The sequence below is a fragment of the Mariprofundus micogutta genome (assembly GCF_001895085.1).
In the GTDB taxonomy this organism is placed as follows: Bacteria; Pseudomonadota; Zetaproteobacteria; order Mariprofundales; family Mariprofundaceae; genus Mariprofundus; species Mariprofundus micogutta.
Genome location: NZ_BDFD01000021.1, coordinates 23,693 through 49,563, shown reverse-complemented (window position 1 = coordinate 49,563; position 25,871 = coordinate 23,693). Strand labels below are relative to the sequence as shown.

Here is a 25,871-nt window from a genome sequence, read left to right as displayed (position 1 = left end):
TAATGTGCTTCATGGCCTGAGTTCTCCGTTCTGTGAATTTGCTGTCTGGATAACTACAAATTTACCATAATCGTTGGGAATTCAGGCCTGTTTTCTTGCTGCTAATTCCTTAACCGGACAGCAGTGAAAAGTAATAATAAAACTTCACGCAAAATTGCAAAGTTACTCATAGAGATAATATATATTCCAAATGGCCATACAGTCCAATCGCTGTTTGGCGATGGCAGTGAAGCATCAGATCTGGACGCAATGACGTTCTGGGTAGAATCCAATATCAATGAAATTAATGCACAGGATACCATTCAAAGGCTACAGCATATCACCCGCTCCAAACAAATAACTTTGGGAGGCAGTAGCAATGCAACTATGTAATGCAGTCCACTCAACATTTACAGTAGGGAGAAGTGAACATCGAATGGCAAGGAATCAACAGGCTTACTTACGCTTAGAGCTAGAAAATGCCTATGAATCCATCTCTGCCAACTGCTGGCCAAATAGCTACCGAGGCCCTGATTCCTTTACTGAACAAGATATCGTGGAAATTGCAGGAATTCGTAGACACCTCGACTATCGGGAGATAGTTGACATTCATAAGGCGAATATCGTGCCTCCTGTTGGAGGTGCCTCTCTAGTGTCAATTCCAGGCTCTATTACTCCAATACCCGAAGACTTACGTCAATTGATTATGATAACCAATAGCATTCAGACAGAGCCTCTGCGAAATTTTATTTACGACGCTTTCTCATGTCGTGACTTCGCGTCTCGTTTTGTGTCGCTGCCTGCAAGTCATCGGTACCATCATGCTTTCGAGGGTGGCCTGCTCAAGCATAGTCTAGAATGCGTTGAAATTGTTGCCTCTTGCCCTACCCTCTCTGCTACAGCCAGAGAACTGGGCACTATAGCAGCGTTATTTCATGACGCTGGTAAAACTATAACCATGCAAGCAAACAAAAAAGCTCCGATTGGATACATGGTTGATCATGATTCACTGACTTTAGCTGCCTTGAATCACTCACTTTCACTCTTAGATTCATCATGGACAGATGCAGCAATTGCCCTCCGCCATATCTGGACGTGCCGATCGCAAAAGAGTTGGGGGTTCAAAGCAAAGATGCCATTAGTACATATAGTACAAATGGCAGATCGTATTAGTTCAGAATTGGATTCCGAGAACCAAGCCTTTGAATTGGTCGAACCATGGAGAAGCCACGCCAAACATCCGAACTCAGAGCAACGTTATTGGCGCCTTCTGCCATACCGCAATGACGGTGCTATTGGTGGATTTCAGCGGGCTTGCCATGACTAAGCGCCTTGATGTGATTATCAGTCACGAAATCAAACTAGACAAGAGCATCATTCAAATGATTGCAGAGGACTATATCGAATGGCAAAACGAGCAGTCCTCTATTTAAGGTCGAGCAAGGATCGCCATGACGTCAGTGTTGAATCCCAACGCAGGGAGCTTCAACGCTATGTTTCATCGTGTGGCGATATTTTGGTGGATGAGTTTATCGATAAAGTAGAGTCGGCAAAAACAGCTAATAGACCCGCATTTCAGGATATGATGGCTGAAGTTAAGTCAAAGCAATGTCGCTTTACGATCATCTACTGTTATGACACCAGTCGCTTCTCACGCCGCATGTATGATGCTCAGCTCTACAAGCACCTATTAAAGAAGAATGATATTGAACTTGTATTTCTGAAGTTACCTAAATCTGACCCACTGATGGATTCTGTTTTGGAATCGCTGATGGAGATTTTTGATGAGTTCCATTCACAAAAATCAAAAATGGATGGGCTGCGTGGAATGCGTGAAAATGTGCAACAAGGATGGAGGGCAGGTGGACGAGCGCCAGTAGGTTATTGCCTCGAAAAAACAGTTGTCGGCAGTCGAGATGGTGAACCTGTCACCAAAAGCAAATTGATCCCTGACCCAAAGTCATTCTATCTCATCAAGGAGTACCTGAAAGGAGTAGTCAATGGAATTGCCCGCATGCACTTGGTTCGTGAGTTGGGGATAGATATTCCAAAAACATCATTGATCTATATCGAAGAAGGTGCTCTCACATACGCAGGTCATACCGTATGGAATCGACATAACGAATGCGTTGATGGTAAGTATAAAGGCGGGAACAGATACCGTGATAGGAAAGATTGGGTAATTCAAAGAGACACTCATGAAGCAATGATATCTGATGAAGAAGCAGAGGCTATTTTAAGCAAGCGCGAAGAGGAACGTGCTTCAAGAAAAAGACGCAGAATTAGCATTTATTTATTGACCGGTATTGTAACATGCAGATGTGGAGCAAACTTTATAGGTGAAGGTGGATACTATCGATGCCAAAAGCGCTGTGGAAATCGAGGGATTAAGAAAGATACCCTTGAGCAAATATTTATAGAAATGTTATTCCAGAATCTGTTTTCGCCTGAAAATATTGAAGCCGTAAAAAACAGCATTGAAAAGAAATCAAGGAAATCGGCATCAAAGAAAATCACTAAAGAAGAAGAATTAAGAAAGAAATTGAAGTCCATTGAAAAGGAAATTAATGGCATTGTTGATTTGATTCAAAAAGTGAAACACAAACGAAGTTTACTAACTAAACTTGATTCACTGGAAGAAGAGAGAGTAGTCATTGAATCACAGATGGATAAGGTGGATAGATCTTCTGTTCCACTGGCAATTAATGTTAATTCTAAGGATATTATTTGCTTTATGGAAAACTATAAGAAAACATTTCATCAGATTAATATAGAAAGAAAAAAATCAATGTTAAATAATTGTGTCGGATCTGCCATACTAGATGGAAATCTACTCATAATTACGCCCAAGTACGAGGTTATAACAGGTATGAAATCATCTTCAAAGGCGGTCGAGAAAGTCATTCGCTAGCAAAAAAACTGTAGATGTAGTCCGTACTCTGGATATAGATCAATTAAACAAATGGAAAAATAACTTAGTTAGCAATGTATCAGGAAGGAGGTTGGGCCACCGGGTAAGCAAACGGTTGGCTAGTTAATTAGCTTCCTTTCCAAGGCGTACGATCATCCACTACTTCCCCAACAATCACAATTGAAGGGGGCAGTGCTTTAATGCTCCCAGATTTTGCTCCGGCCAAAGTTCCAACCTCGACAGTTTCATCTGGCAATGATGCGTTATGAATTATTGCCACCGGCATACTTTCTGATAACCCTGCGACTATAAGGCGTTCTGCCAGATCAGGTAAAATGCGAGCAGCCATATAAAAAACCAGGACTGGAAAAGCAGACACCAGAGCTGGCCAGTTGATACGTGATTCATCCGATAATTCATGACCGGTCAGAAAAGCGATAGAACTATTCACAGTCCGGTCGGTTACAGGTATTCCAGCCATAGCGGGGCCAGCAACCCCTGAAGTAATACCTGGAACAACCCTGAACTTCACCCCTGCCCTTACAAGCGCACGGGCCTCCTCTCCACCTCGCCCAAAGACAAAAGGATCGCCCCCTTTCAATCTCACGACACGCTTATTTTCCTTCGCAAGCCGAATCAAAGCATCACTTATATCCTGCTGATCTGCGGATGGGCGTCCACCCCGCTTTCCGGCATAAATGCATTCTGCATTTATCGAGCCCAAGCTTAAAATTGCCTCAGACACCAATGCGTCATGAACAATAGCATCACAGTCAGCAAGCAGCTTAATCGCAGCTATGGTCAGCAGGTCTGGATCACCTGGTCCTGCTCCGACTAAAGCAACTTCACCAGCTTGCAAAGGGGCTGATAATTGACCCACCATGTCAGGACTTCTTTTGGGCATGCTTGGGTCTAAATACAGTGCATTCATCTGGATCAGCATGCAAAGATGGTCCTTCAATAAGGTCAATACAGTAAGGCACAGCAGGAAAGACTGCGTTCAGGCAATCACCGATCGCAGATGGTTTACCGGGCAGGTTGATGATTAAAGAACAACCACGTATCCCCGCTGTCTGGCGCGAAAGAATAGCAGTCGGTACAAATTTGAGAGACTCCTGCCGCATCAACTCTCCAAACCCTGGCATCATCTTCTCACACACTGCTTCAGTAGCTTCCGGAGTCACATCACGTACCGCAGGACCAGTACCACCAGTGGTTACTATCAGGCAGCAGCCTTCAACATCAGCCAGCTCTTTCAGTGTAGCCTCGATACCAGCCTGGTCATCAGGAATCACACGGCTCACCGCTTGCCATGGGGAGATTAGAACCTGATCAAACCATGCCAGCATGGCAGGGCCACCCAAGTCTTCGTATTCACCGCGACTGGCACGATCCGATACAGTAACAAATCCAATTTTTGCTATTTCATCAACCATCAACGTTCTCCAAAGCAGCCTGCTCTTGAAAATCCATATCCTGCAATAGCTGCACGACTACCGTCTCTCCCGCCTTCAGGCTCGTGGCAGCGGCAGGTACGATCATCAATCCTTCAGCCAGTGCCATACTCATCAACACACCACTGCCCTGCGTACCTGTTGAGGTCGCAAGGTAACCCAAATCATCTCGTGATAATGAAACACGCACGAAATGGGTACGCCCTTCACGGTCTTTCATATCGTGGGTCAATCGTGCCGTGATCGTCCTGCGGAAACATTTCTGAAAACCCATCATCTGTTTCAAAGCCGGAGCTGCAAACTGTTCAAAACAGACCATGCTCGATACCGGGTTCCCGGGCAGACCGAACACGGCTGTTCCCGTAGCTGTGGTGCCAAACGCCAAAGGGTGGCCCGGACGCATCGCCACGCGCCAGAAATGCACCTGAACACCCAACTCTTCCAGCATCGGACGCATGAAATCATGATGCCCCACCGACACACCGCCGGATGCCAGCAGCACATCATACTTCAATCCTTCGGTCAGTTTCGCCCTGATCTCAATCGGATTATCGCGTGCAATACCCAACAACACAGGCTTAATACCCAGAGCCTGACACTGCGCCATCAGTGCATAGGAGTTGGCATCAGGGATTTTGTTCTCATCGATCGCTTCATCCAGCCCTTCCAGCTCATCACCGGTGGAGAGTATCGCCACAGTCGGTCTGGCAAACACAGGCACCTGCTTCTGTTTTACCATAGCCAGAATCGCCAGCACACCCGGTGTCACCGTAATTCCGGCTTCCAGCACTACTTCACCATCGCGCAGGTTCTCACCTAACGGACGAATATTTGTACCACACTTCTGAGCAACAAGGATAGAAACGATATTTTCATCCAGTTCGGTATCCTCAACCCTGATCACCGTATCGGCACCAGCTGGCACCGGCGCACCGGTCATAATACGTGCGCTTCGTCCCTGTAACACGCGCAGGCTCGGTATCTGTCCTGCACGAATATCATCAATGATTTCTAATTCGGCAGGCCCTGCCTCCGAAATCTGTACCAGATCTTCAAACCGCACAGCATATCCATCCATAGCCGATACATCGTAAGGCGGATGGTTTCGGTTGGCATAAATATCCTCGGCCACTACGCGGCCAAGCGATTCGTTTAAAGCAACCGACTCCACTGCACAGCTCGACAGATGCTCTAAAATGCAGGCCTGTGCCTGATCCACGGCAAGATAACTCATTTCATGCTCCTTAAAATCCCTTCGGCCTTGGCCACATCCTGCTTACTGTCCAGATCCATAAAGCTGAGCCGCTCGGAGTCAAACGGCCTTAGATCTTCCCAATCAATAAACGTGGCATCGGTTTGTTTGATAAGTCGCTGCAGGCTGCGATCACCTGATGCGATCTGTTTAGACATCAACGGCAGTGATGATTTGGCATAAAAAGCAGCCAGCGGCTGTACTACCCCATCGACAACTGCCACAACAACCTGCTGTTCAGCGAGCCGCTCGGACATGGCACAAATCATCTCAGCAGAAATAAAGGGCATATCACAGGCCAGTACAAACACCCACGGTGTATTCACCCGTTCCAGTGCCGTAGAGATACCCATCATCGGGCCACCACCCTCACCTCTGTCACACAGTTGCGGAAAAAAAAGATGCTCACGGGGTTCACGCACACTGATCAACAGATGCTCAAACAGGGGTTGAACAGACTGGATTGCCCGGTTCAGCAATGGCTCACCCGCCAGCAAGATGGCTGCTTTATCCTCCCCCATACGCCGTGATTCACCACCGGCAAGAATAACTGCCGTACAATCATCAATGGTTCTCACTGCGAATCCCGTTTATGCATCCAGTTCAGAACAAATCCGGCTACAGATTCAATATCATCAAGGCCGATCTGTTTCACCTCAACCTGAAGGTCAACCAAATCAGTCACCACCGCCAACAGCTCTGTCGGATCACAGCGCAATGAATCACTACGTGCTGCCCGCAACACCTCAATCTTCTCACCTGGCAACGAGGCATACCCCTCAACCAGCACCAGATCAAAATCGATGCAGTATTGCTCTGCCAGCAGTCTTGGATTCAATTCATGCTGGATATCCGCCACCATCATCATCTGCTCGGGCCCAACCAGAAACGAGGCCTCTGCACCGGCATTTTTATGGCGCCAGCTATCCTTACCCGGAGTGTCGAGTTCAGGCTGATGATGGCTGTGTTTGATTGTGGCAATCGACAAACCTTGCGCAGTCAGTTTTTCAACCAGCTTTTCCATCAGCGTTGTTTTACCGGCATTGGAATATCCGACAATAGATAGAATCGGTACACTCATGGGTGTTGTGTTACCCAGGAATCACCATTCGGAGTGGTTTCCTTTTTCCAGATCGGTACAGACAGCTTCAATTCATCAATAATCCAGCGGCACGCATCAAAAGCCGGGCCTCTGTGTTCTGCACCAACTGCAATCAGTACGATCTGTTCACCAGCGTGAACTGTGGTTACGCGATGAATAATACGTGCATCAATAATATCGAAACGCTCCAGTGCCTCGCTACGCAAAGCCTGCATAGCTTGTACTGCCATACCGGCATACTGTTCAAAGCAGATTGCCGAGACATCGCGTCCTTCGGAGAAATCGCGAGCACATCCCAGGAAGGTAGCAACACCACCAATTCGTTTTGAACTTGTACGCAGTGCATCCACTTCCGCTTCAATCGAGAAATCCTTTTCCTGAATCCGAACCGCATCCATGATCAGCCTCCCGAAAAAGGCGGCATAATCGCCACCTCATCACCATCACCAATCTCTATGGATAGATCATCCACCTGCTGCTGATTCACTGCCAATAGAAACAATCCTTCACTGTCGATATTCAGAGATGCAAGCAATGCGGCCAAGGTAAGTTCACCACCCACAACAACTTCAATTTCGCGTCTCCCATGTTGCTCTGCGATCTGTCCGAAGAAAAGAACACGCACACTCATAACCGCTGCCAATCCCCGGATTTTCCACCGCGCTTTTCTTCAACCCGGATATTGCTGATGACCATGACTTTATCGACAGCTTTGCACATATCGTAGATGGTCAGAAGCGCTGTACTGGCCGCAGTCAGTGCCTCCATCTCTACTCCGGTCTTACCGTTACATTTCACAGACACCTCAACTCTCAATCCATTCCCGTCAACTAGTTCACTGAAAGAGATATCGATACCGGAAAGCATCAGAGGGTGACACATCGGAATCAGATCGGGAGTTTTCTTTGCCCCCATGACAGCTGCCACATCGGCAACAGCCAGCACATCACCTTTTTTCAGTTTTCCCTGCTGAATATGCTCAAGTGTTTCCGGTTGCATCATAATTTCACCACTGGCAACAGCGATGCGAGTTGTCACTTCCTTGGTTGATACGTCCACCATGCGTGCGCGACCGGATTCATCGAAATGGGTAAGTTTATTCATGCCTGTTTCATCCTGTTTTTACCTGTATCTACAATCTCTTTCAGCAGTCGCCCTTCTCTCATACGCCAATGTTGATCTGCCAGATTCTCCGCATCCTCAAGGTCGTGGCTCACCATCAACACCGGAATCATCAACCTGGTCTGAATCGATTTCAGCACATCACGTAAACGCTGACGAATCGCCGGAGCCTGGGCTGAAAAGGGCTCATCAAGCAGAAGAGCCGAAGGCTTGCGGTATATCGCCCGCGCCAGTGCCACTCGCTGTGCTTCACCCGTGGAAAGCATGACTGGTTTTCGCTGCATCAAATCAGTTATCTCCAGTAGTTCGGCCAGTTCTTCCAACCAGACTGAGTCCTCAAAGGCACTGCCCAGTATTATATTCTTTTCTACACCCAGCCACGGCAGTAGCGCCGTATCTGTCCAGAGACAACCTATCTCACGATTCTTAGATGGCAGAACAAAACCGGCACTGCTATCCAGCCATACCTTGCCGGAAAAGGTGATCTGTCCCTCTACATTTTCTAGCCCCGCAAGGCATCGAAGCAGTGTTGTTTTCCCTGCCCCGTTTTCACCTGAAACAATGATAATCTCGTCAGAAAAACCGGCCTCAAGCTTCAGGTCCATCGATCCCAGTCGGGTAGATAGTTGAATGCGCCCCTTCATCGGCCACCCACCATGCTCAAGCTCTTGCGATTGATCGTATATACAAGGGACAGCATCACAAACGACACTGCCAGCAAAATCAGGGCAAGCATCCATGCCTCGGAAGCCTGCTGCATTTCAACAAACTCGAACAACGCGATACTGGCAACCCTGGTCTCTCCGGGTATAGAGCCACCAACCATCAATACCACTCCGAATTCACCCATGGTATGGGCAAAGGAGAGAGCAGCTGCCACCAGCACACCGCCTCGGGCAGCAGGTAACATCACCTGAAACAGTGTCTGTTTAAGACTCAACCCCTGCGTAGCTGCCATTTCCAGCCAGCTCTTTGGAATCGCTCGCAATGCCTGTTGCATCGGCTGAACAGCAAAAGGAAGGCTGTAGATAAGAGAGGCAAACACCATACCTGAAAATGAAAATGCCAGAGAGCTGTCAAACAGTGAGTCCCAAATGCGACCAACTGCAGAATCAGGGGCAATCATCAACAACACATAATAACCCAGTACTGTTGGTGGCAGCACCAATGGCAAGGCTACGATCACCTCAAGTACCGTACGCCCTCGGAATGATTTAAAAGCCAGTAAATATGCCAATGGTAGTGCGATCAGCAACAGAATAGCTGTCGTTACAAGGGCCAGTTGCAGTGAAATAAGCAGAGATTCAATCATCTTTGGGCCGAAAGCAGACTGGGAATCTCTATTTCTTTTGCAGTCACATATTTCAATAATTGGCGTGCAGCAGCCCTCTCTGTCAGCATAACTGCCCGGTAAGAGATGCTGGCAATAGCTGATTCAGATAATGTGACAGGTACAAAACCAGCATCCACCAGCCCCTGATCCACCATCAAACTCGCCTGCATCGCATTCTGCGCATAAACAAACTTGGGGCTTAATACCTCCCACAATCCCTGTTGTTTCAGCGCCTCTTTGGCTGCCTGGCCAAAAGGGGCAACATCTGGATTGGGAAGAACAATACGTTGCACAGCCGATATGGTTAGCTGTTCCAGACCCGGCAATCCGTTTCCTCTCGATTTCACGCCGAGATAACCCAGCCCGGCTCCACCTTCCGCAAACACTCTGCCCTGCTCAATCAGCCTGGCAGGGCGTATGTCATCAGCCGCAATAAACAGGTCAAATGGCGCGCCCTGAACAATCTGATTGTATAAACGACCGGTTGAACCGGAAATCAGGCGTACCTGCACAGCATGCTCTTTTTCAAAGCGGGCAGCCTGCCCTTTCATGGCAGGGTACAGACTTGATGCCACAGCAACCGTAATGGTTTCCTCGGCATGACCCATAGCAGGAAACAACAATAATATAAGTAGCAGATAGATACGCGTAAACACATTAGCCTCCAATGTGGATCATTGAACGCTGCTCTGAATCTTTATTAAAGCCGTAAGTTCCAATTTTCGGTTTAATCATGGCCGAACGCCTGAACAGATTGCGAACATCATCATCACTGCCACCACTACGTATCAGATCACGTAGATTTAACTCACTCTCAGCCGGCAGGCATGAACGCAGATGGCCATCTGCAGTTAAACGCAGACGGTTGCAATCATCACAAAAGCGCTCGGACATCGGTGTAATAAACCCAACCTTCTGTGGTGAGTTTTTTAACGGAAGATAAGATGCTGCAGTATTTTGACTCTCCGCAACTGCTTCCAGATCAATGCGCTGCCGCACATCATCTTCCGCCAGCACTTCGTCAATAGAGATGTAATGTTTATCCCAATCCAAACCCTGCTTCATCGGCATCAATTCAATGAAGCGGATAGTGGCATCACAGCAGATGGCAAAATCAATCAGTTCGGCCACTTCGGAATAGTTTTCGCCTGCATTGATACCACGCATCAACACCGTGTTCAGTTTAATGGGCGTGAGCCCTGCCTTTTTGGCGGCTTCAATCCCCTTAAGTACGGGAGCCAGCTCAGCACCTGTCAGCTTGCGAAAGCGCAATGCGTTCAGGCTATCAAGACTAATATTGATGCGATTCAAACCGGCCATAGCCAGATCATCGGCATATTTGGCCAATAGAGTAGCATTGGTAGTAATCGAGAGATCGGTAATGCCGGGAATGGCTGCAAGCTTCTCAATCAGCTTTAGCAGGTCACGACGCACCAGCGGTTCACCACCGGTAATGCGTACCTTGCTTACACCAAGTTCTGCTGCAAGACGTGTGATATGCTCAATCTCTTCATATCTCAGAATCTGGCCATGCGGCTCGGCTTTATAGGCATCAGCAGCAGGACGGCAGTAATCACATCGCATATTGCAGCGATCTGTCACTGAAATACGCAGATAAGTCAGTTGGCGATCAAAGCGATCGTATAACCCGATCTGATCTGGTCGCTGCCTGTAAAATATAAGCGGAGCCGGAGTCATGGACCTGAGAGTAACCCTTTCAGCTCAGGGATGCATGAACCGCAACCGGTACCTGCCATCGTACAGGCCTTGAGTGCATCAATAGAATCAGCACCTTTTTTAATCGCGTCTTTTAATTCAAGTTCACCAACATTCTGACAGGCACAGATAATCCTGCCTTTGGTATCCTCTTTAGTGACAGGTCCACCCGGAGCCAGCAAATATGGGCGCAACTCTCCGACATCACGACCTTCCAGCATCAGCTTACGCAACCACTGCGCCTCGGCTATATCACCACCGACCCAGCGCACTGCTATCAGATGCCCATCCTGTAGCCACGCTTTGCGGTTGATACCATGCTTGCGATCTGAATAGGTCAGTGTTTCAAAGCTCTGACCCTGCTCCAGCAGATGGTCCAGACGCTTGTATTGCTCAGCCTTCAGGGTCTTGCTACAGGCCAGTTCAACAGCTGTCACAGGATGATCACTGCCCGCACAGGAACTCACACCATAGGTGTAGCCTTCAATCATGATACGACCGAGCTGCATCTTCTCACCGGCAATCAACATCATGCCCCGCCATACAGGATTGAACGATTCAAGCTGGACCGCTGCATGTTTGAATTCAGGCTGTTTGGAAACCGGGTCGATCGCTGTTTTTGTCAGACTATTTGTGCGTCCGCCTTTGGCTGTCATTTCTCCCCAGTGCATGGGCAGGAAGACTAGGCCTTTACGAATATCCTTTGAAATCCGGGCAGGAGCAATCACTTCGCCGCGGCGCGATATGATACGCACCAGATCATCTTCTTCCAGCTTATAGAGAGCTGCGTCATCGGGATGAATCTGCAGTTGGGGAATAGCATAATGCTGCATCAGTGCCGGCACGTTGCCTGTTTTTGTCATGGTATGCCACTGATCGCGAATACGCCCTGTGGTCAATGATAAGGGATATTCTTCATTAACCGGTTCAGCAACAGGTATGAATGTCATATCGACAAAGCGGGCCTTGTTATCCGGGGTTTCAAACAGGCCATTTTCGTATAGCCGTTTGGCGACACGCGGGATTGAGCCCTCCGGATAGGGCCACTGTTGTGGCCCATGCTCATCGAGTATGGCATAGGAGAGGCCTGTGATATCCAGATCCATTCCACGTGTAAGACCACGATGCTCGTTAAACAGATCTTCAGCCTTTTCCCAGGCAAAAGAGGACTGCCAGTTTTTGCCCAGCTTCTGACCCAGAGCAGTAGCAAAATCCGCCGTAATTTTCCAATCGGGGCGGCTCATACCTGCTGCAGGAAGCGCCTGTTCAAGGTGGGAAATACAGCGCTCGGAATTGGTAACCGAGCCCTCTTTTTCAGCCCAGCCCGAAGCCGGAAACAGTACATGGGCAAAACGTGTGGTATCGGTAGGATGATAAGCATCCGACACCATTACCAGCTCAGCTTTTTTCAGGCCGGATTCAATGCGCTTTGCATCAGGCATCGATACAACGGGGTTGGTACAGGCAATCCAGACAGCCTTCACTTCTCCTGATTCAAGAGAGGCAAACAATTCGGTTGCGGTGAGACCCGGTTTATCAGAAATCTGATCCACGCCCCAGTATGTTGCCACTTCTTCCCTGTGTGTCGGATTGGCGTAATCCCTGTGTGCAGCAAGCATATTAGCCATGCCGCCTACTTCCCGGCCACCCATGGCGTTGGATTGCCCGGTCAATGAAAACGGGCCACAGCCCGGTTTTCCAACCTGACCAGTTGCCAGGTGAAGGTTCGTCAGAGCATTACCATTATCAGTACCAGAAGTGGATTGATTCATACCCTGACACCAGAAAGATAGTGTCCTGTTTTCTGCAAACCAGAGTGCTGCCTGTACTATATCTGCCGCATTCAGACCGCAGATTTCTGCCGCCTTGCGCGGCGTCATACTGCGTACTGATTCCGCTAGAGTCTCATAACCTTGAGTATTTTGGGTAATATAATCCCGATCAATCACATTTTCCCAGATCAACACATTCAGCATCGCCTGCATCAGTGCCACATCGGTACCCGGACGTAGTGGCAGATGAAGATCAGCTATTGAACAGGTGTCGGTTCGACGTGGATCAGCCACCACCACCTTGAGATCCGGATTGGCCTCTTTGGCAGCCTCTAGCCTTCGAAATACGATGGGATGTGCATAAGCAGGATTACCACCGATAATAAAGAAATGTTCAGCAAGCTCGATATCCGCATAACAGGTTGGAGGACCATCAGCACCGAAAGCACGCTTATAACCGGCCACTGCCGATGACATACACAGACGAGAGTTGGTATCGATATTATTGGTGCCGATAAAACCCTTCATCAGCTTATTGAAGGCATAATAGTCTTCTGTCAGCAGTTGACCCGACACATAAAAAGCCACCGCTTCCGGTCCATGCTCACGAATAATATCAGCAAACTGTTGTGCTCCGTAATCCAGCGCGGTATCCCAGTCCACCGGTGCAAAAGGAGCATCCAGAGAAGTACGCAGCTGTGGACGCAGCAAACGGTCATCCGTACGTACGGTATGATGCAATTCCCTGCCCTTGGAGCAGAGTTTGCCCTGATTGGTCGGATGGCGGGTGTCACCAATCAGCGAGATAATGCGCTTTTCATCACTTTCCAGTTTGATACCGCATCCAGTTCCGCAATAAGAGCAAACACTGTTCACTGTTCGGGTCATTCCAACTCCTAATATCTAGACATAACAAGCTTACTCTCCGCAGAGGACAAGTTTTGAATTTAGCTCAAATTTAAAAACACCTGACTATTTTCAACTTTAACTGAGAAACGGGTCACACAACCTGATTCAGGAGCTGCCACTTCACCAGAGTCAAGGTTGACACGCCAGTTATGCAGAGGACAAAGCACATCACCTCCTGAAATCACACCCTCAACCAGCGGTCCGTTTTTATGCGGACAGCGGTTTTCGATGGCTTTTACACTGTCATTGGTCAGACGAAACAGTGCGACACTCAAGTCTCCGACATTCACAGTCCGGCCGCCTGATTGGGGAATTTCTTCAACCCTGCAGACCGGGTACCATATTGGTGCAGATGTGCTACTCATCAGTGTATCTCCTTGATTTCGATGGTTCTGTATTCATTAAAAACTTTTTGCTCAGGCATTGCTGCATCATCAGCAATACGCTCCAGCCATGGATCACGGGCCTGACCGGCGAGGTAAATATCCAGTCGTTCGGCCAGTGTCTTACGACTCTCAAGATCATCTACAACCAACGCCTTGATACTCTCCAGCCCCACACGCCGCTGCCACGGGGCACAACGCTCATTATGACGGCCGGTTTCACGATAGTGCTGCAAATAAGCTTTGGCTATTTGCTCCACCTCATCGGCAGTCTCCACCAAGCACAGCAGTTCCGTCGCTTCTACATGCACGCCACCATTACCACCGGTTTGAATCTCCCAGCCACCATCAACACCAATAATCCCGAAATCCTTAATCGTAGCTTCTGCACAGTTTCGCGGGCAACCAGACACAGCCAGTTTTACCTTGGCAGGGAACCAGATACGATCCAGCTGTTTTTCAAGGTGAATTCCAAGTGAGGTAGAATCCTGCGTACCGAAACGGCACCACTCTGAACCCACACAGGTCTTCACCGTACGCAGCGCTTTGCCATAGGCATAACCACATGGCATATCCAGATCACGCCAGACCGATGCAAGGTCATCTTTTTTGATGCCATACAGACCAATGCGCTGTCCACCGGTAATCTTGATTGTTTTAACATCATATTTTTTCGCAACCTGCCCCATACGAATCAGGGTATCGGCATCTGTATCTCCTCCATATACACGTGGAATCACCGAATAGGTGCCATCCTTCTGGATATTCGCGTGCATCTTTTCATTGGCGATACGGGAGGTGCGATCATCTTCAGAATCTTCAGGCCAAATCATGCCAATGTAGTAGTTAAGCGCAGGACGACAGACCTGACAGCCCTCTTCTTTCCAGTCCAGCACACTCATCACTTCACGTACCATGGTCAGCTTCTTGTTCCTGATCTGCTCCTTCACTTGCTCATGATTCAGTTCAGTACATCCACAGATAGGTTCATGCTCGGATTCAACAAAAGCAGTTCCCAGGGTAGAAACCAGAATCTGATCAATCAGACCGGCACAGCCGCCACAGGAGCCTGCCGCCTTAGTACATGCCGTGACCTCTTTGCGTGTGGTCAGACCCTCTTTCACTATGGCATCCACAACATCTTTCTTACTGACTCCATTACAGCCACAAACAATTGTATCATCAGCCATCGCTGTGGCCTGATCAATACCGGAATGCCCGGAATCACCAAGGCCGGATGCAGAAAACAACAAGGTGGAGCGTAATTCGGACACATCTTTACCATCCTGCATCCACTGGAAGAAAGTCGGTCCATCTCCTGTATCTCCAAACATGACCACGCCTTTGATACGATCATCTTCGAGTACAATTTTCTTGTACACGCCACCGACCTTATCCATCAATTCAATTATGTCGGCACCTGGGCCACCCATAAAATCACCGGCAGAGAATACATCAACACCAGAAATCTTCAGTTTGGTAGAAACTTCTGAACCTGCATAGGACTTCAACCCCTGTCCGGTGATCTGATATGCCAAAATTTTTGCCTGTTCAAACAGAGGGGCTACCAGACCATAAGCAATGCCACGGTGCTCGGCACATTCACCAACCGAATAAATAGACGGATCAGTTACTGTCTGCATATAGTCATTGACGACAATACCTCGATTACAATAGATACCAGACTCGGAAGCTAGACCCATATTCGGGCGAATACCGGCCGCCATAACCAGCAGATCACAATCCAGTGATGAGCCATCCTTAAATTTCAAACCTTCTACTCGTTCTTCACCGGTGATCTCAGTAGTCAGAGTCGAAACTTTGAATTTCATCCCCTGCCCTTCCAGATCAGCCCGTAGCATTTCACCGGCAACACTATCGAGCTGCATATTCATCAGCGTGGCCTGATCGTGAATCACGGTTGCTTCCATTCCTAAGTGCATCAAACCCTTGGCAGCTTCCAAACCTAGGAGACCACCACCAATTACAGCTGCTTTATTGTATTTTTTGGCCGCTTCAAACATTGCATCGCAATCATCAATATCACGGAAGCCCATGACTCCCTCTTTCTCATAGCCCGGAATCGGAATAATAAAAGGGTTCGATCCGGTTGCGATGATCAGATTATCGTATTCAGCCTCGGTTCCATCTTCAGCTATGACCTTTTTATAACCACGTTGAATCTCTTTAATGCGCTTCCCCATATGCAAAGTAATATTGTTATCTGCATACCATTGCTCTTCATTGAGGATAATATCTTCTACGGTTGTATCACCTGCAAGAACCGGAGAAAGCATGATACGATTGTAATTTGGGTACTTCTCAGCGCCAAATATCGTGATCTCAAACATATCAGGATTAGCCTTAAGTATCTCTTCAATCGCTCGAACGCCTGCCATACCGTTACCGATCATCACCAATTTCTTCTTCATAAATGTTTTTCTCCGCTTAAGGGTTTGAAGTTTAGAATAGCAAGAGCTGTTCCATCGGAAAAAGGGTTTTTTTTGGTAGAAAGCCCCTCTAAGATGATTAAAGTTTACTCAATCGTGATGAATGATTAGGCATGCTGCCCCAGGGAGGGAGAGAGGTTCGAGGCAGCACACCTAAGTATTAAGTTCTCAGTATTTTAGAACTTATAATTTGCCAAGACATAACCGAATTTAGCTAAATCAGCCTTACCGCCATTACGCTCTGCAACTGCCGCACCAGGATTAAAGACCCCGTACATGCCCACAAGCTTCAGACCTTTTATAGCCTCAACTTTATAAACAACTTTCATATCAACCTCTGTACCGGCCTTGGTCTGGGTATAGCCCGGAGCACCGGCAAAGACATTGCCTGCCCCTACTACATTCAGCCAGTCACCCTTAGCCTCAGCCAGCGAGAGGAAGTGCACATTGCCAATAATAGTTAGTCCTTTGACAGGAGAGGTTTTCAGAGACAAGTTAATATCCTTCATGTTTGCCCATGAAAAGAAATCCATCTCACCGTAATGAGCATGGTTAGTATGGAATGGAAAAACAAAACTCTTATGCGTTGTTACGTTGGCTTTATCATCGCCAGGACTGTAGTCATATTCCACACCAAAGCGTGTTTTCCAAAAGTCGAAAGTATAACCTGCTTTCACTGCATAGGCAGATGCCTTCTGTGAGACGTTATTCGCCCATGTGCCTGTTTGGAATGCAGCTTCGGCAGTACCATCAAACCCATTCGCCTTACCAAACAATCTTGCACCGAACGTATTCATATTACGGCCTTTACCAATCGCTGCTTGCTGAGTGTGATTCCAGTTAATAAAGTAAGTATCGACACCTACTTTAGGTGCGAAAGTATATGTGCCGTATGCACCGATCAGACTGCGATCTTCCCAGGTTACCAGAGACTCACCTTGCGGCGCTGCGGTAGATGGTGTCATTGCACCGATATCAGACGGATGAACTGCAAAAGCGTCCAGCTTTATCGGACCGGACTTATACATAAGCTTCACACCATCAAAAGTACGCGCCACATCCTTCCAGCCTAGATGTCCCAATAACCTCTGGTCACCATATACCAACTGCTGACGTCCCAGTCTGGCTCCGAAATCACCAATATCGTACTGTAAATATGCCTGCAGAAGATCTGCCTGAGTAAGTTCCTGCGTACCAGTAGTTACAGTGTGATTCTTGATATAAACGGCCTGCGACTGCAGAAAAACACTCAGCCCATTACCTAAATCCCCCTTCGCCTTGATATACAGTCTTGTATCCAGCTCCTGCCTGTCATTGTCTACAGCTGAGTTGAAATTATAGTTATTGAAAGTCTGATAGCGCTCACGTATATCAGCTGATGTTTCCCAGGTGGCGGCCTGAGCCTGACCTGCTATCATCATAGCGGCCGCTGACAGGCAAACATGCTTTATTGTCTTGCTTCTCATCTTGATCTCCTTAAGTAAGGTATTGCCATCACGGCATTTAGCCTCTTTAGAGCAAGCGTTGTTCCACACGTCAAACAGCATATTTATCAATAACTTAGGATATAAAGAGTTGTTTTAGACCAAACAGCAATTCGTTGTTATGCACAATAAATATGCATAAATGCCCGCAATTTAGGCGGCTACGTGTAACCATGTGCATTTGAAGTCCATTTATTTGTTGATATATATAAGAAGCTCAAACAATCCTGTCGGGCACAGCGGTTGCTTAGGTATTATTCATGAAACAACCAATTCTAATTATTCAGCAACTGGAGCACGAACCGCCCGGTATGATTTCAGACATCATTCTCGACAATGGCTGGCAGTATGAAGTACTGATGGCTCAGCAGACAATCATTCCACAGGCCATGCGAAACTTTTCAGGGCTGATTATTATGGGCGGACATTTGTCTGCCAATGATACACACCTCGAATTTATCGACCGGCAGATTCGACTCCTAAGATGGTGTATGCACTTCAATTTCCCGGTTCTCGGCATTTGTCTTGGTGCCCAGCTTCTGGCTAAGGCAGCAGGAGCAGAAATCATGACATCACCTGTTCGTGAACTTGGCTGGTATCCTATGCATCCTACGTTTTTGGCAGAGGGTGATTCTCTTTTTGGTGATCTTTTGGCAAGTGGGCTGCATGTATTCCAATGGCATGGAGAAACCTTCACTTTACCTGATCATGCAACGCTGCTGGCCACCTGCCCCGAAGTTGTGAATCAGGCATTTAAACTGGCTGGCAGACAGTATGGCCTGCAGTTTCACACTCAGGTCACTGAATCAATGATTCAGGACTGGATCAGCCAGGGAACAAGTGAAAGTGCATTTCTTGGAGAAGATGGTGTGCAGGATTTACTGAATAATATCCCCCGCCACCTGCCTGTCGCCAGAGACTTTTGTCGCGACATAATCACCTCTTGGCTCAAGCTGCTTTAAAGTTAGACGCAATTGCATATTTTTTATGCAAAACACGCCCTCATCTATCAGGAAATCTGCATCGGCTGGCAATAAAGATCATCCATTTTTTAATAAAGTATTGATAAAAAAAGAGTTTTTCTCCATGGAACAGCGCTTGCTCTAAACAGGCAAATCCAAACAGGAGGAACTTTAATGCAAACTATTTATCGAAACTGGAAAAAAACTGTCACATCATTGGCAACCGCAGGGTTATTGATATTCGGGGCAGCCACTTCAGCATCTGCAGTGGGAGAACCGGAAAAAGAGGATCTGAAATTCGGTTTCATCAAACTGACTGACATGGCCCCGCTGGCTATTGCCTATGAGAAAGGCTACTTCGAAGATGAAGGGCTATATGTCACACTCGAAGCGCAGGCTAACTGGAAAGTGCTGCTTGACGGGGTAATAGATGGCCAACTTGATGGTGCGCACATGCTGGCAGGCCAGCCGCTGGCAGCTACTATCGGCTTCGGCACCAAACACACCATCATCACCCCTTTCAGCATGGATCTCAATGGTAATGCAATTACCGTCTCCAACTCAGTATGGGATGAGATGAAAAAACATGTTCCGCTCAAAAACGGCAACCCAGCCCATCCGATCAAGGCTGATTATTTAAAGCTCGTAGTTCAGCAATATCAGAATGCAGGCAAACCATTTAAAATGGGCATGGTCTTCCCTGTATCCACGCATAACTATGAACTGCGTTACTGGCTGGCTGCAGGTGGCCTGAAACCTGGCTATTACGCCCCACTGAAGGGGGATACTTCCGGTACTATTGATGCAGATGTTCTGCTTTCAGTTACCCCGCCACCCCAGATGCCTTCAACAATGGAAGCAGGAACCATCTATGGCTATTGCGTAGGTGAACCCTGGAATCAACAGGCTGTATTCAAAGGTATCGGTGTCCCGGTTATTACCGACTATGAAGTATGGAAAAATAACCCGGAAAAGGTTTTCGGCATCACTGAGTCGTTCGCAAAAAAATACCCAAACACCACAACACGCCTGGTTAAAGCATTGATTCGTGCCGCTAAATGGCTGGACGAAAACAACAATGCTAATCGTATGGAAGCTGTGAAAATCCTCTCAAAACCGAACTATGTCGGTGCCGATGCCAAGGTGATAGCCAACTCCATGACTGGTACATTTGAATATGAAAAAGGTGACAAGCGGGCTATACCCGATTTCAATGTATTCTTCCGCTACTTTGCAACCTACCCATACTACTCTGATGCTATCTGGTACCTGACTCAGATGCGTCGCTGGGGCCAGATTGGCGAGTATAAACCTGACTCATGGTATATTGATATTGCTAAAAAGGTTTATCGTCCTGACCTGTACAAACTAGCTGCAGATGCCCTGATTGCAGAAGGTAAGGTAAGTGCAACTGAGTTCCCTGTATTTGCAACAGAAACAGGCTTTCGCGCACCACAATCTGAATTTATTGATAATATCACTTTTGATGGAACCAAGCCCAATGCTTACATCGATAGCTTCCCTATCGGCCTAAAAGGTAAAGAGACCGTTAAGTAAATTGCAGACCGAAGGCTCCCATTCAGTTGGGAGCCTTTTCTATAACATGGAGAGCCAATGAAAGAAACAACATTGAAAACCCTGGAGAAAATTGGGTTCACCGCTTTAATTCCACTAATCAAATTACTGATGTGGGATGAGCCGAAAAAACAAATTGTCATTTTGAGCAGCAGGATTTTACTTCCGGCTGTAGCTATTGCACTGTTCCTCATCTTGTGGGCAGGGGTTTCCAGCCAGATCAACACCAGCCTCGGGCAGTTGCCCGGGCCTGCTCAGGTCTGGGAGCAATCAACTTCACTGATCACCGAACATCAACTGGAGCAGGAAAAGAAGGCTGCTTTTTATGAACGCCAAGAAGCCAGAAATGCTAAAAAACTGGCCATTAATCCAGATGCAATAGTCAGAGTCCGAACTTATACAGGGGCACCGACCTTTATAGATCAGATATTCACCAGTATTATCACAGTCATTGTCGGATTCCTGATCGCCAGTTTTATCGCCATTCCGCTCGGTATTTTCTGTGGCTTGAGCGAAAAAATGAACAACGCCCTGAATCCCATATTTCAGATTTTCAAACCGGTATCACCACTGGCCTGGCTACCTATTGTTACCATGGTAGTCAGTGCTGTATATGTCACAGATGATCCGATGTTCGCCAAATCCTTTGTTATCTCAGCCATTACGGTATCACTCTGCTGCCTGTGGCCGACACTGCTGAACACCACTGTGGGCGTTGCATCGGTGGAAAGTGATCTTATCAATGTCAGCCGTGTACTTCGGCTGCACTGGTTTACGCACACTATTAAAATCGTGGTTCCATCCTCAATTCCGATGATGTTCACAGGCCTGCGTCTCTCCATGGGTACTGGCTGGATGGTACTGATTGCAACTGAAATGCTGGCCCAGAATCCGGGACTCGGAAAATTCGTGTGGGATGAGTTCCAGAACGGCAGCTCCAACTCCCTTGGACGCATCATGGTAGCCGTACTGGTTATCGGTTTGATCGGCTTCATACTTGACCGACTGCTGATGACCGCCCAGCGCTTTGTGTCCTGGGACAAAAATGTAGAAATTCGTTAATCAGGAGACATTATTTTGCTAAACAGATATCTGGAACTCTCAAAAGTATCCATTGAATTTCCGACTGACCAAGGCCCCTTCAAAGCACTGGACGAAATCGACCTGATTCTGAAGCAGGGGGAATTTGTATCACTGATCGGCCATTCCGGCTGTGGAAAGTCCACAGTACTAAATATCGTGGCAGGTCTGTATCAGGCTACTACAGGCGGTATCATCCTTGAAAACAAAGAGGTGACCGATCCCGGGCCTGACCGAGCTGTGGTATTTCAGAATCACTCACTGCTGCCATGGCTGACAGCCTATGAAAATGTCGAACTAGCTGTTAAACAGGTATTCAAGAAAGATAAAAATGCTGCAGAGATGAAAGAGTGGATCGAACACAATCTCACGCTGGTACATATGGACCACGCCATGCACAAACGTCCTTCGGAAATTTCAGGTGGCATGAAACAGCGCGTCGGAATTGCCAGAGCACTGGCCATGCAGCCCAAGGTCCTGCTGATGGATGAACCGTTCGGAGCACTCGACGCACTCACACGCGCCCATCTGCAGGACTCATTAATGGAGATTCAGGCTGACCTGAATAGCACGGTCATCATGATTACACATGATGTGGATGAGGCAGTACTCCTGTCCGACAGAATCGTCATGATGACCAATGGTCCTGCTGCCAGAATTGGTGAAATACTGGAAATCGATCTGCCACGCCCGCGTAACCGCGTAGAGATATCAGATAATGTCGAATACAATCATTATCGCCATGAAGTGCTTGCATTCCTGTATGAAAAGCAACGAAACCCTGCAGATCACTAGGTTTATAGATATGTAACAGCCATCGACCTAAAAACCACATACCTTATGCCTCTATTATTTGCACTAGTGCATATTCATTGTGCAAATAATAGAGACTTCTCTCCTAAATATTGTTGAAATATAAACTGAAATTAATTTTATTCTTTAGATTCAGTGGGTTACGCAAGTGGAACAGCGCTTGCTATGACAGAAGCATCTTAAGAATCTATTCATAATAAGGAGAGCGTTAGTATGTCTACCGCAGGCGTTGATCAAGGTAAGATCAACTTATTATCATTTACAGGAAAGATGCGCACATTGCACATTACCTGGTTCGCATTTTTCATAAGTTTCGTTGTCTGGTTCAATATGGCACCGCTCATGGGGTACATCCGTGAGACTCTTGAGCTGACCAATCAGGAAGTAAAACTTCTACTGATTCTCAACGTAGCACTCACCATACCCGCCCGCATTATCATAGGTATGCTCGTGGATAAATATGGCCCGCGCATTATGTATTCGATGCTGCTGGCCATATCAAGCATCCTGTGTCTACTGTTTGCGTTTGCCGACAGTTTTGAAGCTATGGCGATACTGCGATTTATGCTCGGTTTTGTCGGGGCTGGTTTTGTGATCGGCATTCGTCTTGTTGCTGAGTGGTTCCCAGCCAAACAGGTCGGTACTGCAGAAGGAATTTACGGTGGCTGGGGGAATTTCGGTTCTGCTGCGGCAGCCATGTCCCTGCCTGTTATTGCACTCTGGTTCGGTGGTGATGACGGCTGGAGATGGGCTATCGCATCCACCGGTATAATCGCGCTGGTTTACTCATTCATCTTCTATTTCTCGGTCAGTAATAATCCTAAGGGCACCACCTATTTCAAACCCAAACAGATGGGAGCCATGGAGGTGACCAGTAAAGGGGATTTCTATCTCTACTGCATCATGAGTCTGCCTCTGTATCTGACGCTGGCCCTGCTGGCCTGGAAAATGTCACCGACTAATCTGGGTCTGTTCAATACTATGGAGACCGGTATCATTTACATGGGACTGGCAACCATCTACGCCTATCAGGTATTCCAGATTTTTCGCATTAATAAAGAACTCTTTGCGGCCAATGCCAAGCCGGTGGCTGAAATTCACCGCTATAAGTTCAAGCAGGTAGCTGTGCTTGATCTGGCATATCTGGTGACTTTTGGTTCCGAACTGGCAGTTGTTTCCATGTTACCTCTGTTCTTCTTTGATACATTCAAGGAGACGCAGGGGCTGACCATTGCCATGGCCAGTTTGCTGGCTTCAGGTTATGCCTTTATGAATTTGGTTTCACGCGCAAGTGGCGGCATCATTTCTGACAAATACGGTCGTAGAAAAACTATGCTGATACTGCTGACAGGTCTAGCCATCGGTTATTTTCTGATGGGCATGATTGATTCCAGCTGGTCGCTGGTTCTGGCTGTAGCTGTATGTATGGGATGTTCCTTTTTCGTACAGGCCGGTGAAGGAGCTGTATTTGCCATGGTGCCACTGGTTAAACGCCGCATGACAGGCCAGATCGCAGGAATGGCTGGTGCTTACGGTAATGTCGGTGCAGTTTGTTTCCTGACCGTACTCTCATTTGTTTCACCTCAAGCATTCTTCATGACCATCGGTGCAGCCGCACTGGTAACACTAGCCATAGTATTCTTTTTCCTCGATGAACCGAAAGGTTATATGTATGAAGCACTGGAAGATGGCACCGTCGAAAAAATCGAACTGCACTAAGGGTTCGGAAAAACAATGACAAAGGCATGGAGGCTGGTATTAACAAGCCTCTGTGCCTTCCTGTCGTTGTGGTTTATGGTGAGGCATGGGTATGAATAACAAGCTGATCGTGGAAGCCGGACAGAATTCACAGGCTGGTATCAAAGAACAAAATGAGGATTGCTGTGGCATCCGCATCCCCGATGAAATGGATCTCATTCACAAAGGTATCGTTGCTATCACAGCGGATGGGGTGGGCTCCAGCGAAGCAGCTAAAGAGGCCAGCGAATACTGCGTGCAGGGTTTTATCTCGGATTATTTCAGCACCCCAATGTCATGGAGTGTGAAAACCGCAGGTGAGCGCATCATTCGCTCATTAAACTCCTGGCTATATAGTCAGGGACAACGACGGTACGCCTCACAGCTTAGCCTGGCCTCTACACTGGCTGTCCTGGTACTCAAGTCGACCACCGCCCACCTCTTTCATGTTGGTGACTCACGCATTTATTTGATAAGAAGCGGGAGTATCCGATGCCTGACCAAAGACCATCGGCTTACCATTGACCATAATAAAACCTACCTGGCTAGAGCCATGGGGGGCGAAAATGAAGTAAATTTTGATTATCAAAGTCTGCCAGTCGAGCTCAATGATCGCTTCATTTTGACCAGTGATGGTGTACATGAGTTTCTTTGCAAGGAACAACTGCTCGCATCAGTGCTCTCATCAGATAATCCGGAAACGATAGCTGAAAACATTATTGATTCGGCTCTTAAAGTAGGCAGCGATGACAACCTGACCTGTCAGGTTCTGCTGGTAAAACAGCTGCCGAATCAGAATGAAAACGAGTATTACCGTGAACTGACCAGCCTGCCCTTCCCCCCACCACTTGATCCGGGTATGGAACTAGATGGCTACCACATCATCAAAGAGCTACACTCCAGTGTCACCATTCAGGTTTATCTGGCTGAAGACATTGAAAGCGGTGAAACTGTTGTTATCAAAACGCCTTCTGTGAACTTTGAAGATGATCCTGCCTATATTGACCGCTTTCTTCATGAGGTATGGGTAGGAAGACGCATCAGCAGCCCACATGTCTTCAAAGTATTTCAACTCAAACGCAAACGTAGCTGCATCTATTACGTCACTGAATTTCTCGAAGGCCAGTCACTGGCACAATGGATACTCGACAACCCGAAACCCGATCTCGGTCAGGTACGTGATATCGTCGATCAGGTCATCAAAGGGCTAAGGGCATTTCACCGCCGTGAAATGGTGCATCAGGATATCAAACCCGATAATATCATGATTGATAAACATGGTGTTACTAAAATCATCGATTTCGGTTCAACACAGGTGGCAGGCCTGAAAGAGATTTACACGCCGATTGAACAGCATCATTTGGATGGCACAGCCAATTATATCGCCCCGGAACTATTCGAGGGTTTTGAAGGTACGCCCCATAGTGATATGTATTCACTCGGTATAACTGTTTACGAAATCCTCAGTAACGGACACTTCCCCTACGGAGATACTGAAGAGACAAAGCCGCACAAACATTACGTTTACACATCAGTACGCAAACATAATTCAGATATACCTGTCTGGATGGATGGAGCCATTCAAAAGGCCGTTCAGAAAGATCCGGATCGTCGTTATGAGAGCTATTCAGAATTCCAGTACGACCTTTCAAATCCCAATCCGGCATTCATGAAAACTACCGCCCCTCTGATTGAGAGAAATCCGCTCGGCTTCTGGCGTGGGCTCTCCATTATAATGATTGCCGTCAACCTGCTGCTGCTATTTCTGATTGGAAGATAACAACCTTCTACTGAATAAATTGGAGCCCATAGGCAATAGTGATGAGTCATATCTATA

The 25,871-nt window shown here is 47.4% G+C and carries 25 protein-coding genes; 9 read left to right on the top strand and 16 right to left on the bottom strand.

Annotated features, from left to right (window positions below; all coding sequences use genetic code 11):
* Positions 1-123: 123 nt before the first annotated feature.
* The 3 genes from MMIC_RS12755 to MMIC_RS10600 all read left to right on the top strand — a co-directional run bounded on the left by MMIC_RS12755 (position 124) and on the right by MMIC_RS10600 (position 2,890).
* Positions 124-372 (top strand): hypothetical protein, encoded by a 249-nt coding sequence (locus MMIC_RS12755; RefSeq protein ID WP_072660450.1) that lies wholly within the window; start codon positions 124-126, stop codon positions 370-372.
* Between the two features lie 43 nt (positions 373-415).
* Positions 416-1,306 carry a TraI domain-containing protein gene (locus tag MMIC_RS10605; RefSeq protein WP_072660449.1) on the top strand — a complete coding sequence of 297 codons (891 nt, stop codon included), beginning with the start codon at positions 416-418 and terminating at the stop codon, positions 1,304-1,306.
* 78 nt (positions 1,307-1,384) lie between these two features.
* Entirely contained in the window at positions 1,385-2,890 is a 1,506-nt protein-coding gene (locus tag MMIC_RS10600) for a recombinase family protein (RefSeq protein ID WP_072660448.1), read from the top strand.
* A 127-nt stretch (positions 2,891-3,017) separates the two neighbouring features.
* Here MMIC_RS10600 and cobA read toward each other — a convergent pair whose 3' ends face one another.
* The 16 genes from cobA to MMIC_RS10520 form a co-directional block, all read right to left on the bottom strand.
* Positions 3,018-3,821: a uroporphyrinogen-III C-methyltransferase gene (cobA, locus tag MMIC_RS10595; protein WP_227819481.1), complete on the bottom strand. Its 804-nt coding sequence runs from the start codon at positions 3,819-3,821 to the stop codon at positions 3,018-3,020.
* Positions 3,775-4,326, bottom strand: coding sequence for a molybdopterin adenylyltransferase (gene mog / locus MMIC_RS10590; RefSeq protein WP_072660446.1), 552 nt, complete (start codon positions 4,324-4,326; stop codon positions 3,775-3,777). The genes cobA and mog overlap by 47 nt, the downstream gene beginning before the upstream one ends.
* Positions 4,319-5,578, bottom strand: a complete 1,260-nt coding sequence (locus MMIC_RS10585; RefSeq protein WP_072660445.1) for a molybdopterin molybdotransferase MoeA — start codon at positions 5,576-5,578, stop codon at positions 4,319-4,321. The genes mog and MMIC_RS10585 overlap by 8 nt, the downstream gene beginning before the upstream one ends.
* On the bottom strand, positions 5,575-6,174 hold the full coding sequence (gene mobA / locus MMIC_RS10580; protein WP_072660444.1) for a molybdenum cofactor guanylyltransferase: 600 nt from the start codon (positions 6,172-6,174) through the stop codon (positions 5,575-5,577). The genes MMIC_RS10585 and mobA overlap by 4 nt, the downstream gene beginning before the upstream one ends.
* On the bottom strand, positions 6,171-6,677 hold the full coding sequence (mobB, locus tag MMIC_RS10575; RefSeq protein WP_072660443.1) for a molybdopterin-guanine dinucleotide biosynthesis protein B: 507 nt from the start codon (positions 6,675-6,677) through the stop codon (positions 6,171-6,173). The genes mobA and mobB overlap by 4 nt, the downstream gene beginning before the upstream one ends.
* A complete protein-coding gene (locus MMIC_RS10570) occupies positions 6,674-7,096 on the bottom strand; it encodes a molybdenum cofactor biosynthesis protein MoaE (protein WP_072660442.1) in 423 nt (140 codons plus the stop codon). Before MMIC_RS10570 ends, mobB begins: the two co-directional genes overlap by 4 nt.
* A 2-nt stretch (positions 7,097-7,098) precedes the next feature.
* Positions 7,099-7,329 (bottom strand): MoaD/ThiS family protein, encoded by a 231-nt coding sequence (locus MMIC_RS10565; RefSeq protein ID WP_072660441.1) that lies wholly within the window; start codon positions 7,327-7,329, stop codon positions 7,099-7,101.
* Positions 7,326-7,802, bottom strand: a complete 477-nt coding sequence (moaC, locus tag MMIC_RS10560) for a cyclic pyranopterin monophosphate synthase MoaC (protein WP_072660440.1) — start codon at positions 7,800-7,802, stop codon at positions 7,326-7,328. Before moaC ends, MMIC_RS10565 begins: the two co-directional genes overlap by 4 nt.
* Positions 7,799-8,464, bottom strand: a complete 666-nt coding sequence (locus tag MMIC_RS10555; protein WP_072660439.1) for an ATP-binding cassette domain-containing protein — start codon at positions 8,462-8,464, stop codon at positions 7,799-7,801. The genes moaC and MMIC_RS10555 overlap by 4 nt, the downstream gene beginning before the upstream one ends.
* The gene (gene modB / locus MMIC_RS10550) at positions 8,461-9,132 is read right to left on the bottom strand and encodes a molybdate ABC transporter permease subunit (RefSeq protein WP_072660438.1); all 672 of its coding nucleotides are present in this window, start codon (positions 9,130-9,132) and stop codon (positions 8,461-8,463) included. Before modB ends, MMIC_RS10555 begins: the two co-directional genes overlap by 4 nt.
* Positions 9,129-9,809 carry a molybdate ABC transporter substrate-binding protein gene (gene modA, locus MMIC_RS10545; RefSeq protein WP_227819480.1) on the bottom strand — a complete coding sequence of 227 codons (681 nt, stop codon included), beginning with the start codon at positions 9,807-9,809 and terminating at the stop codon, positions 9,129-9,131. Before modA ends, modB begins: the two co-directional genes overlap by 4 nt.
* Position 9,810: 1 nt before the next feature.
* Positions 9,811-10,851 (bottom strand): GTP 3',8-cyclase MoaA, encoded by a 1,041-nt coding sequence (moaA, locus tag MMIC_RS10540; protein WP_072660437.1) that lies wholly within the window; start codon positions 10,849-10,851, stop codon positions 9,811-9,813.
* A complete protein-coding gene (locus MMIC_RS10535) occupies positions 10,848-13,529 on the bottom strand; it encodes a nitrate reductase (RefSeq protein WP_072660436.1) in 2,682 nt (893 codons plus the stop codon). The genes moaA and MMIC_RS10535 overlap by 4 nt, the downstream gene beginning before the upstream one ends.
* Positions 13,530-13,588: 59 nt before the next feature.
* Positions 13,589-13,915 (bottom strand): nitrite reductase small subunit NirD, encoded by a 327-nt coding sequence (gene nirD / locus MMIC_RS10530; protein ID WP_072660435.1) that lies wholly within the window; start codon positions 13,913-13,915, stop codon positions 13,589-13,591.
* Complete coding sequence (gene nirB, locus MMIC_RS10525) at positions 13,915-16,365, bottom strand: nitrite reductase large subunit NirB (RefSeq protein WP_072660434.1); 2,451 nt, start codon at positions 16,363-16,365, stop codon at positions 13,915-13,917. The genes nirD and nirB overlap by 1 nt, the downstream gene beginning before the upstream one ends.
* Before the next feature lie 194 nt (positions 16,366-16,559).
* Positions 16,560-17,849 (bottom strand): alginate export family protein, encoded by a 1,290-nt coding sequence (locus MMIC_RS10520; protein ID WP_083530566.1) that lies wholly within the window; start codon positions 17,847-17,849, stop codon positions 16,560-16,562.
* A gap of 278 nt (positions 17,850-18,127) precedes the next feature.
* On the opposite strand from MMIC_RS10520, the gene MMIC_RS10515 reads away from it, so the two are divergent.
* The 6 genes from MMIC_RS10515 to MMIC_RS10490 all read left to right on the top strand — a co-directional run bounded on the left by MMIC_RS10515 (position 18,128) and on the right by MMIC_RS10490 (position 25,814).
* A complete protein-coding gene (locus tag MMIC_RS10515; RefSeq protein ID WP_072660433.1) occupies positions 18,128-18,829 on the top strand; it encodes a type 1 glutamine amidotransferase in 702 nt (233 codons plus the stop codon).
* A gap of 174 nt (positions 18,830-19,003) precedes the next feature.
* The gene (locus MMIC_RS10510; RefSeq protein ID WP_072660432.1) at positions 19,004-20,386 is read left to right on the top strand and encodes a CmpA/NrtA family ABC transporter substrate-binding protein; all 1,383 of its coding nucleotides are present in this window, start codon (positions 19,004-19,006) and stop codon (positions 20,384-20,386) included.
* A gap of 57 nt (positions 20,387-20,443) precedes the next feature.
* A complete protein-coding gene (locus tag MMIC_RS10505; RefSeq protein ID WP_072660431.1) occupies positions 20,444-21,466 on the top strand; it encodes an ABC transporter permease in 1,023 nt (340 codons plus the stop codon).
* A gap of 15 nt (positions 21,467-21,481) precedes the next feature.
* Positions 21,482-22,279: an ABC transporter ATP-binding protein gene (locus tag MMIC_RS10500; protein ID WP_143144938.1), complete on the top strand. Its 798-nt coding sequence runs from the start codon at positions 21,482-21,484 to the stop codon at positions 22,277-22,279.
* A 231-nt stretch (positions 22,280-22,510) separates the two neighbouring features.
* Positions 22,511-24,016 carry a NarK family nitrate/nitrite MFS transporter gene (locus MMIC_RS10495; protein WP_072660429.1) on the top strand — a complete coding sequence of 502 codons (1,506 nt, stop codon included), beginning with the start codon at positions 22,511-22,513 and terminating at the stop codon, positions 24,014-24,016.
* A 91-nt stretch (positions 24,017-24,107) separates the two neighbouring features.
* Positions 24,108-25,814, top strand: a complete 1,707-nt coding sequence (locus MMIC_RS10490; RefSeq protein WP_072660453.1) for a bifunctional protein-serine/threonine kinase/phosphatase — start codon at positions 24,108-24,110, stop codon at positions 25,812-25,814.
* The last annotated feature ends 57 nt before the right edge of the window (positions 25,815-25,871 follow it).

What these genes read in the sequence shown, in the direction of transcription:
- MMIC_RS10565 (WP_072660441.1), bottom strand. Translation starts at nt 7,329, where the DNA reads ATGAGTGTGCGTGTTCTTTTCTTCGGACAGATCGCAGAGCAACATGGG.
- mog (WP_072660446.1), bottom strand. Translation starts at nt 4,326, where the DNA reads ATGGTTGATGAAATAGCAAAAATTGGATTTGTTACTGTATCGGATCGT.
- MMIC_RS10585 (WP_072660445.1), bottom strand. Translation starts at nt 5,578, where the DNA reads ATGAGTTATCTTGCCGTGGATCAGGCACAGGCCTGCATTTTAGAGCAT.
- MMIC_RS10495 (WP_072660429.1), top strand. Translation starts at nt 22,511, where the DNA reads ATGTCTACCGCAGGCGTTGATCAAGGTAAGATCAACTTATTATCATTT.
- nirB (WP_072660434.1), bottom strand. Translation starts at nt 16,365, where the DNA reads ATGAAGAAGAAATTGGTGATGATCGGTAACGGTATGGCAGGCGTTCGA.
- nirD (WP_072660435.1), bottom strand. Translation starts at nt 13,915, where the DNA reads ATGAGTAGCACATCTGCACCAATATGGTACCCGGTCTGCAGGGTTGAA.
- modB (WP_072660438.1), bottom strand. Translation starts at nt 9,132, where the DNA reads ATGATTGAATCTCTGCTTATTTCACTGCAACTGGCCCTTGTAACGACA.
- MMIC_RS10570 (WP_072660442.1), bottom strand. Translation starts at nt 7,096, where the DNA reads ATGGATGCGGTTCGGATTCAGGAAAAGGATTTCTCGATTGAAGCGGAA.
- MMIC_RS10605 (WP_072660449.1), top strand. Translation starts at nt 416, where the DNA reads ATGGCAAGGAATCAACAGGCTTACTTACGCTTAGAGCTAGAAAATGCC.
- moaC (WP_072660440.1), bottom strand. Translation starts at nt 7,802, where the DNA reads ATGAATAAACTTACCCATTTCGATGAATCCGGTCGCGCACGCATGGTG.
- MMIC_RS10490 (WP_072660453.1), top strand. Translation starts at nt 24,108, where the DNA reads ATGAATAACAAGCTGATCGTGGAAGCCGGACAGAATTCACAGGCTGGT.
- mobB (WP_072660443.1), bottom strand. Translation starts at nt 6,677, where the DNA reads ATGAGTGTACCGATTCTATCTATTGTCGGATATTCCAATGCCGGTAAA.
- MMIC_RS10510 (WP_072660432.1), top strand. Translation starts at nt 19,004, where the DNA reads ATGCAAACTATTTATCGAAACTGGAAAAAAACTGTCACATCATTGGCA.
- cobA (WP_227819481.1), bottom strand. Translation starts at nt 3,821, where the DNA reads ATGAATGCACTGTATTTAGACCCAAGCATGCCCAAAAGAAGTCCTGAC.
- MMIC_RS10520 (WP_083530566.1), bottom strand. Translation starts at nt 17,849, where the DNA reads ATGAGAAGCAAGACAATAAAGCATGTTTGCCTGTCAGCGGCCGCTATG.
- moaA (WP_072660437.1), bottom strand. Translation starts at nt 10,851, where the DNA reads ATGACTCCGGCTCCGCTTATATTTTACAGGCAGCGACCAGATCAGATC.
- MMIC_RS10555 (WP_072660439.1), bottom strand. Translation starts at nt 8,464, where the DNA reads ATGAAGGGGCGCATTCAACTATCTACCCGACTGGGATCGATGGACCTG.
- MMIC_RS10515 (WP_072660433.1), top strand. Translation starts at nt 18,128, where the DNA reads ATGAAACAACCAATTCTAATTATTCAGCAACTGGAGCACGAACCGCCC.
- MMIC_RS10505 (WP_072660431.1), top strand. Translation starts at nt 20,444, where the DNA reads ATGAAAGAAACAACATTGAAAACCCTGGAGAAAATTGGGTTCACCGCT.
- MMIC_RS10535 (WP_072660436.1), bottom strand. Translation starts at nt 13,529, where the DNA reads ATGACCCGAACAGTGAACAGTGTTTGCTCTTATTGCGGAACTGGATGC.
- MMIC_RS10600 (WP_072660448.1), top strand. Translation starts at nt 1,385, where the DNA reads ATGGCAAAACGAGCAGTCCTCTATTTAAGGTCGAGCAAGGATCGCCAT.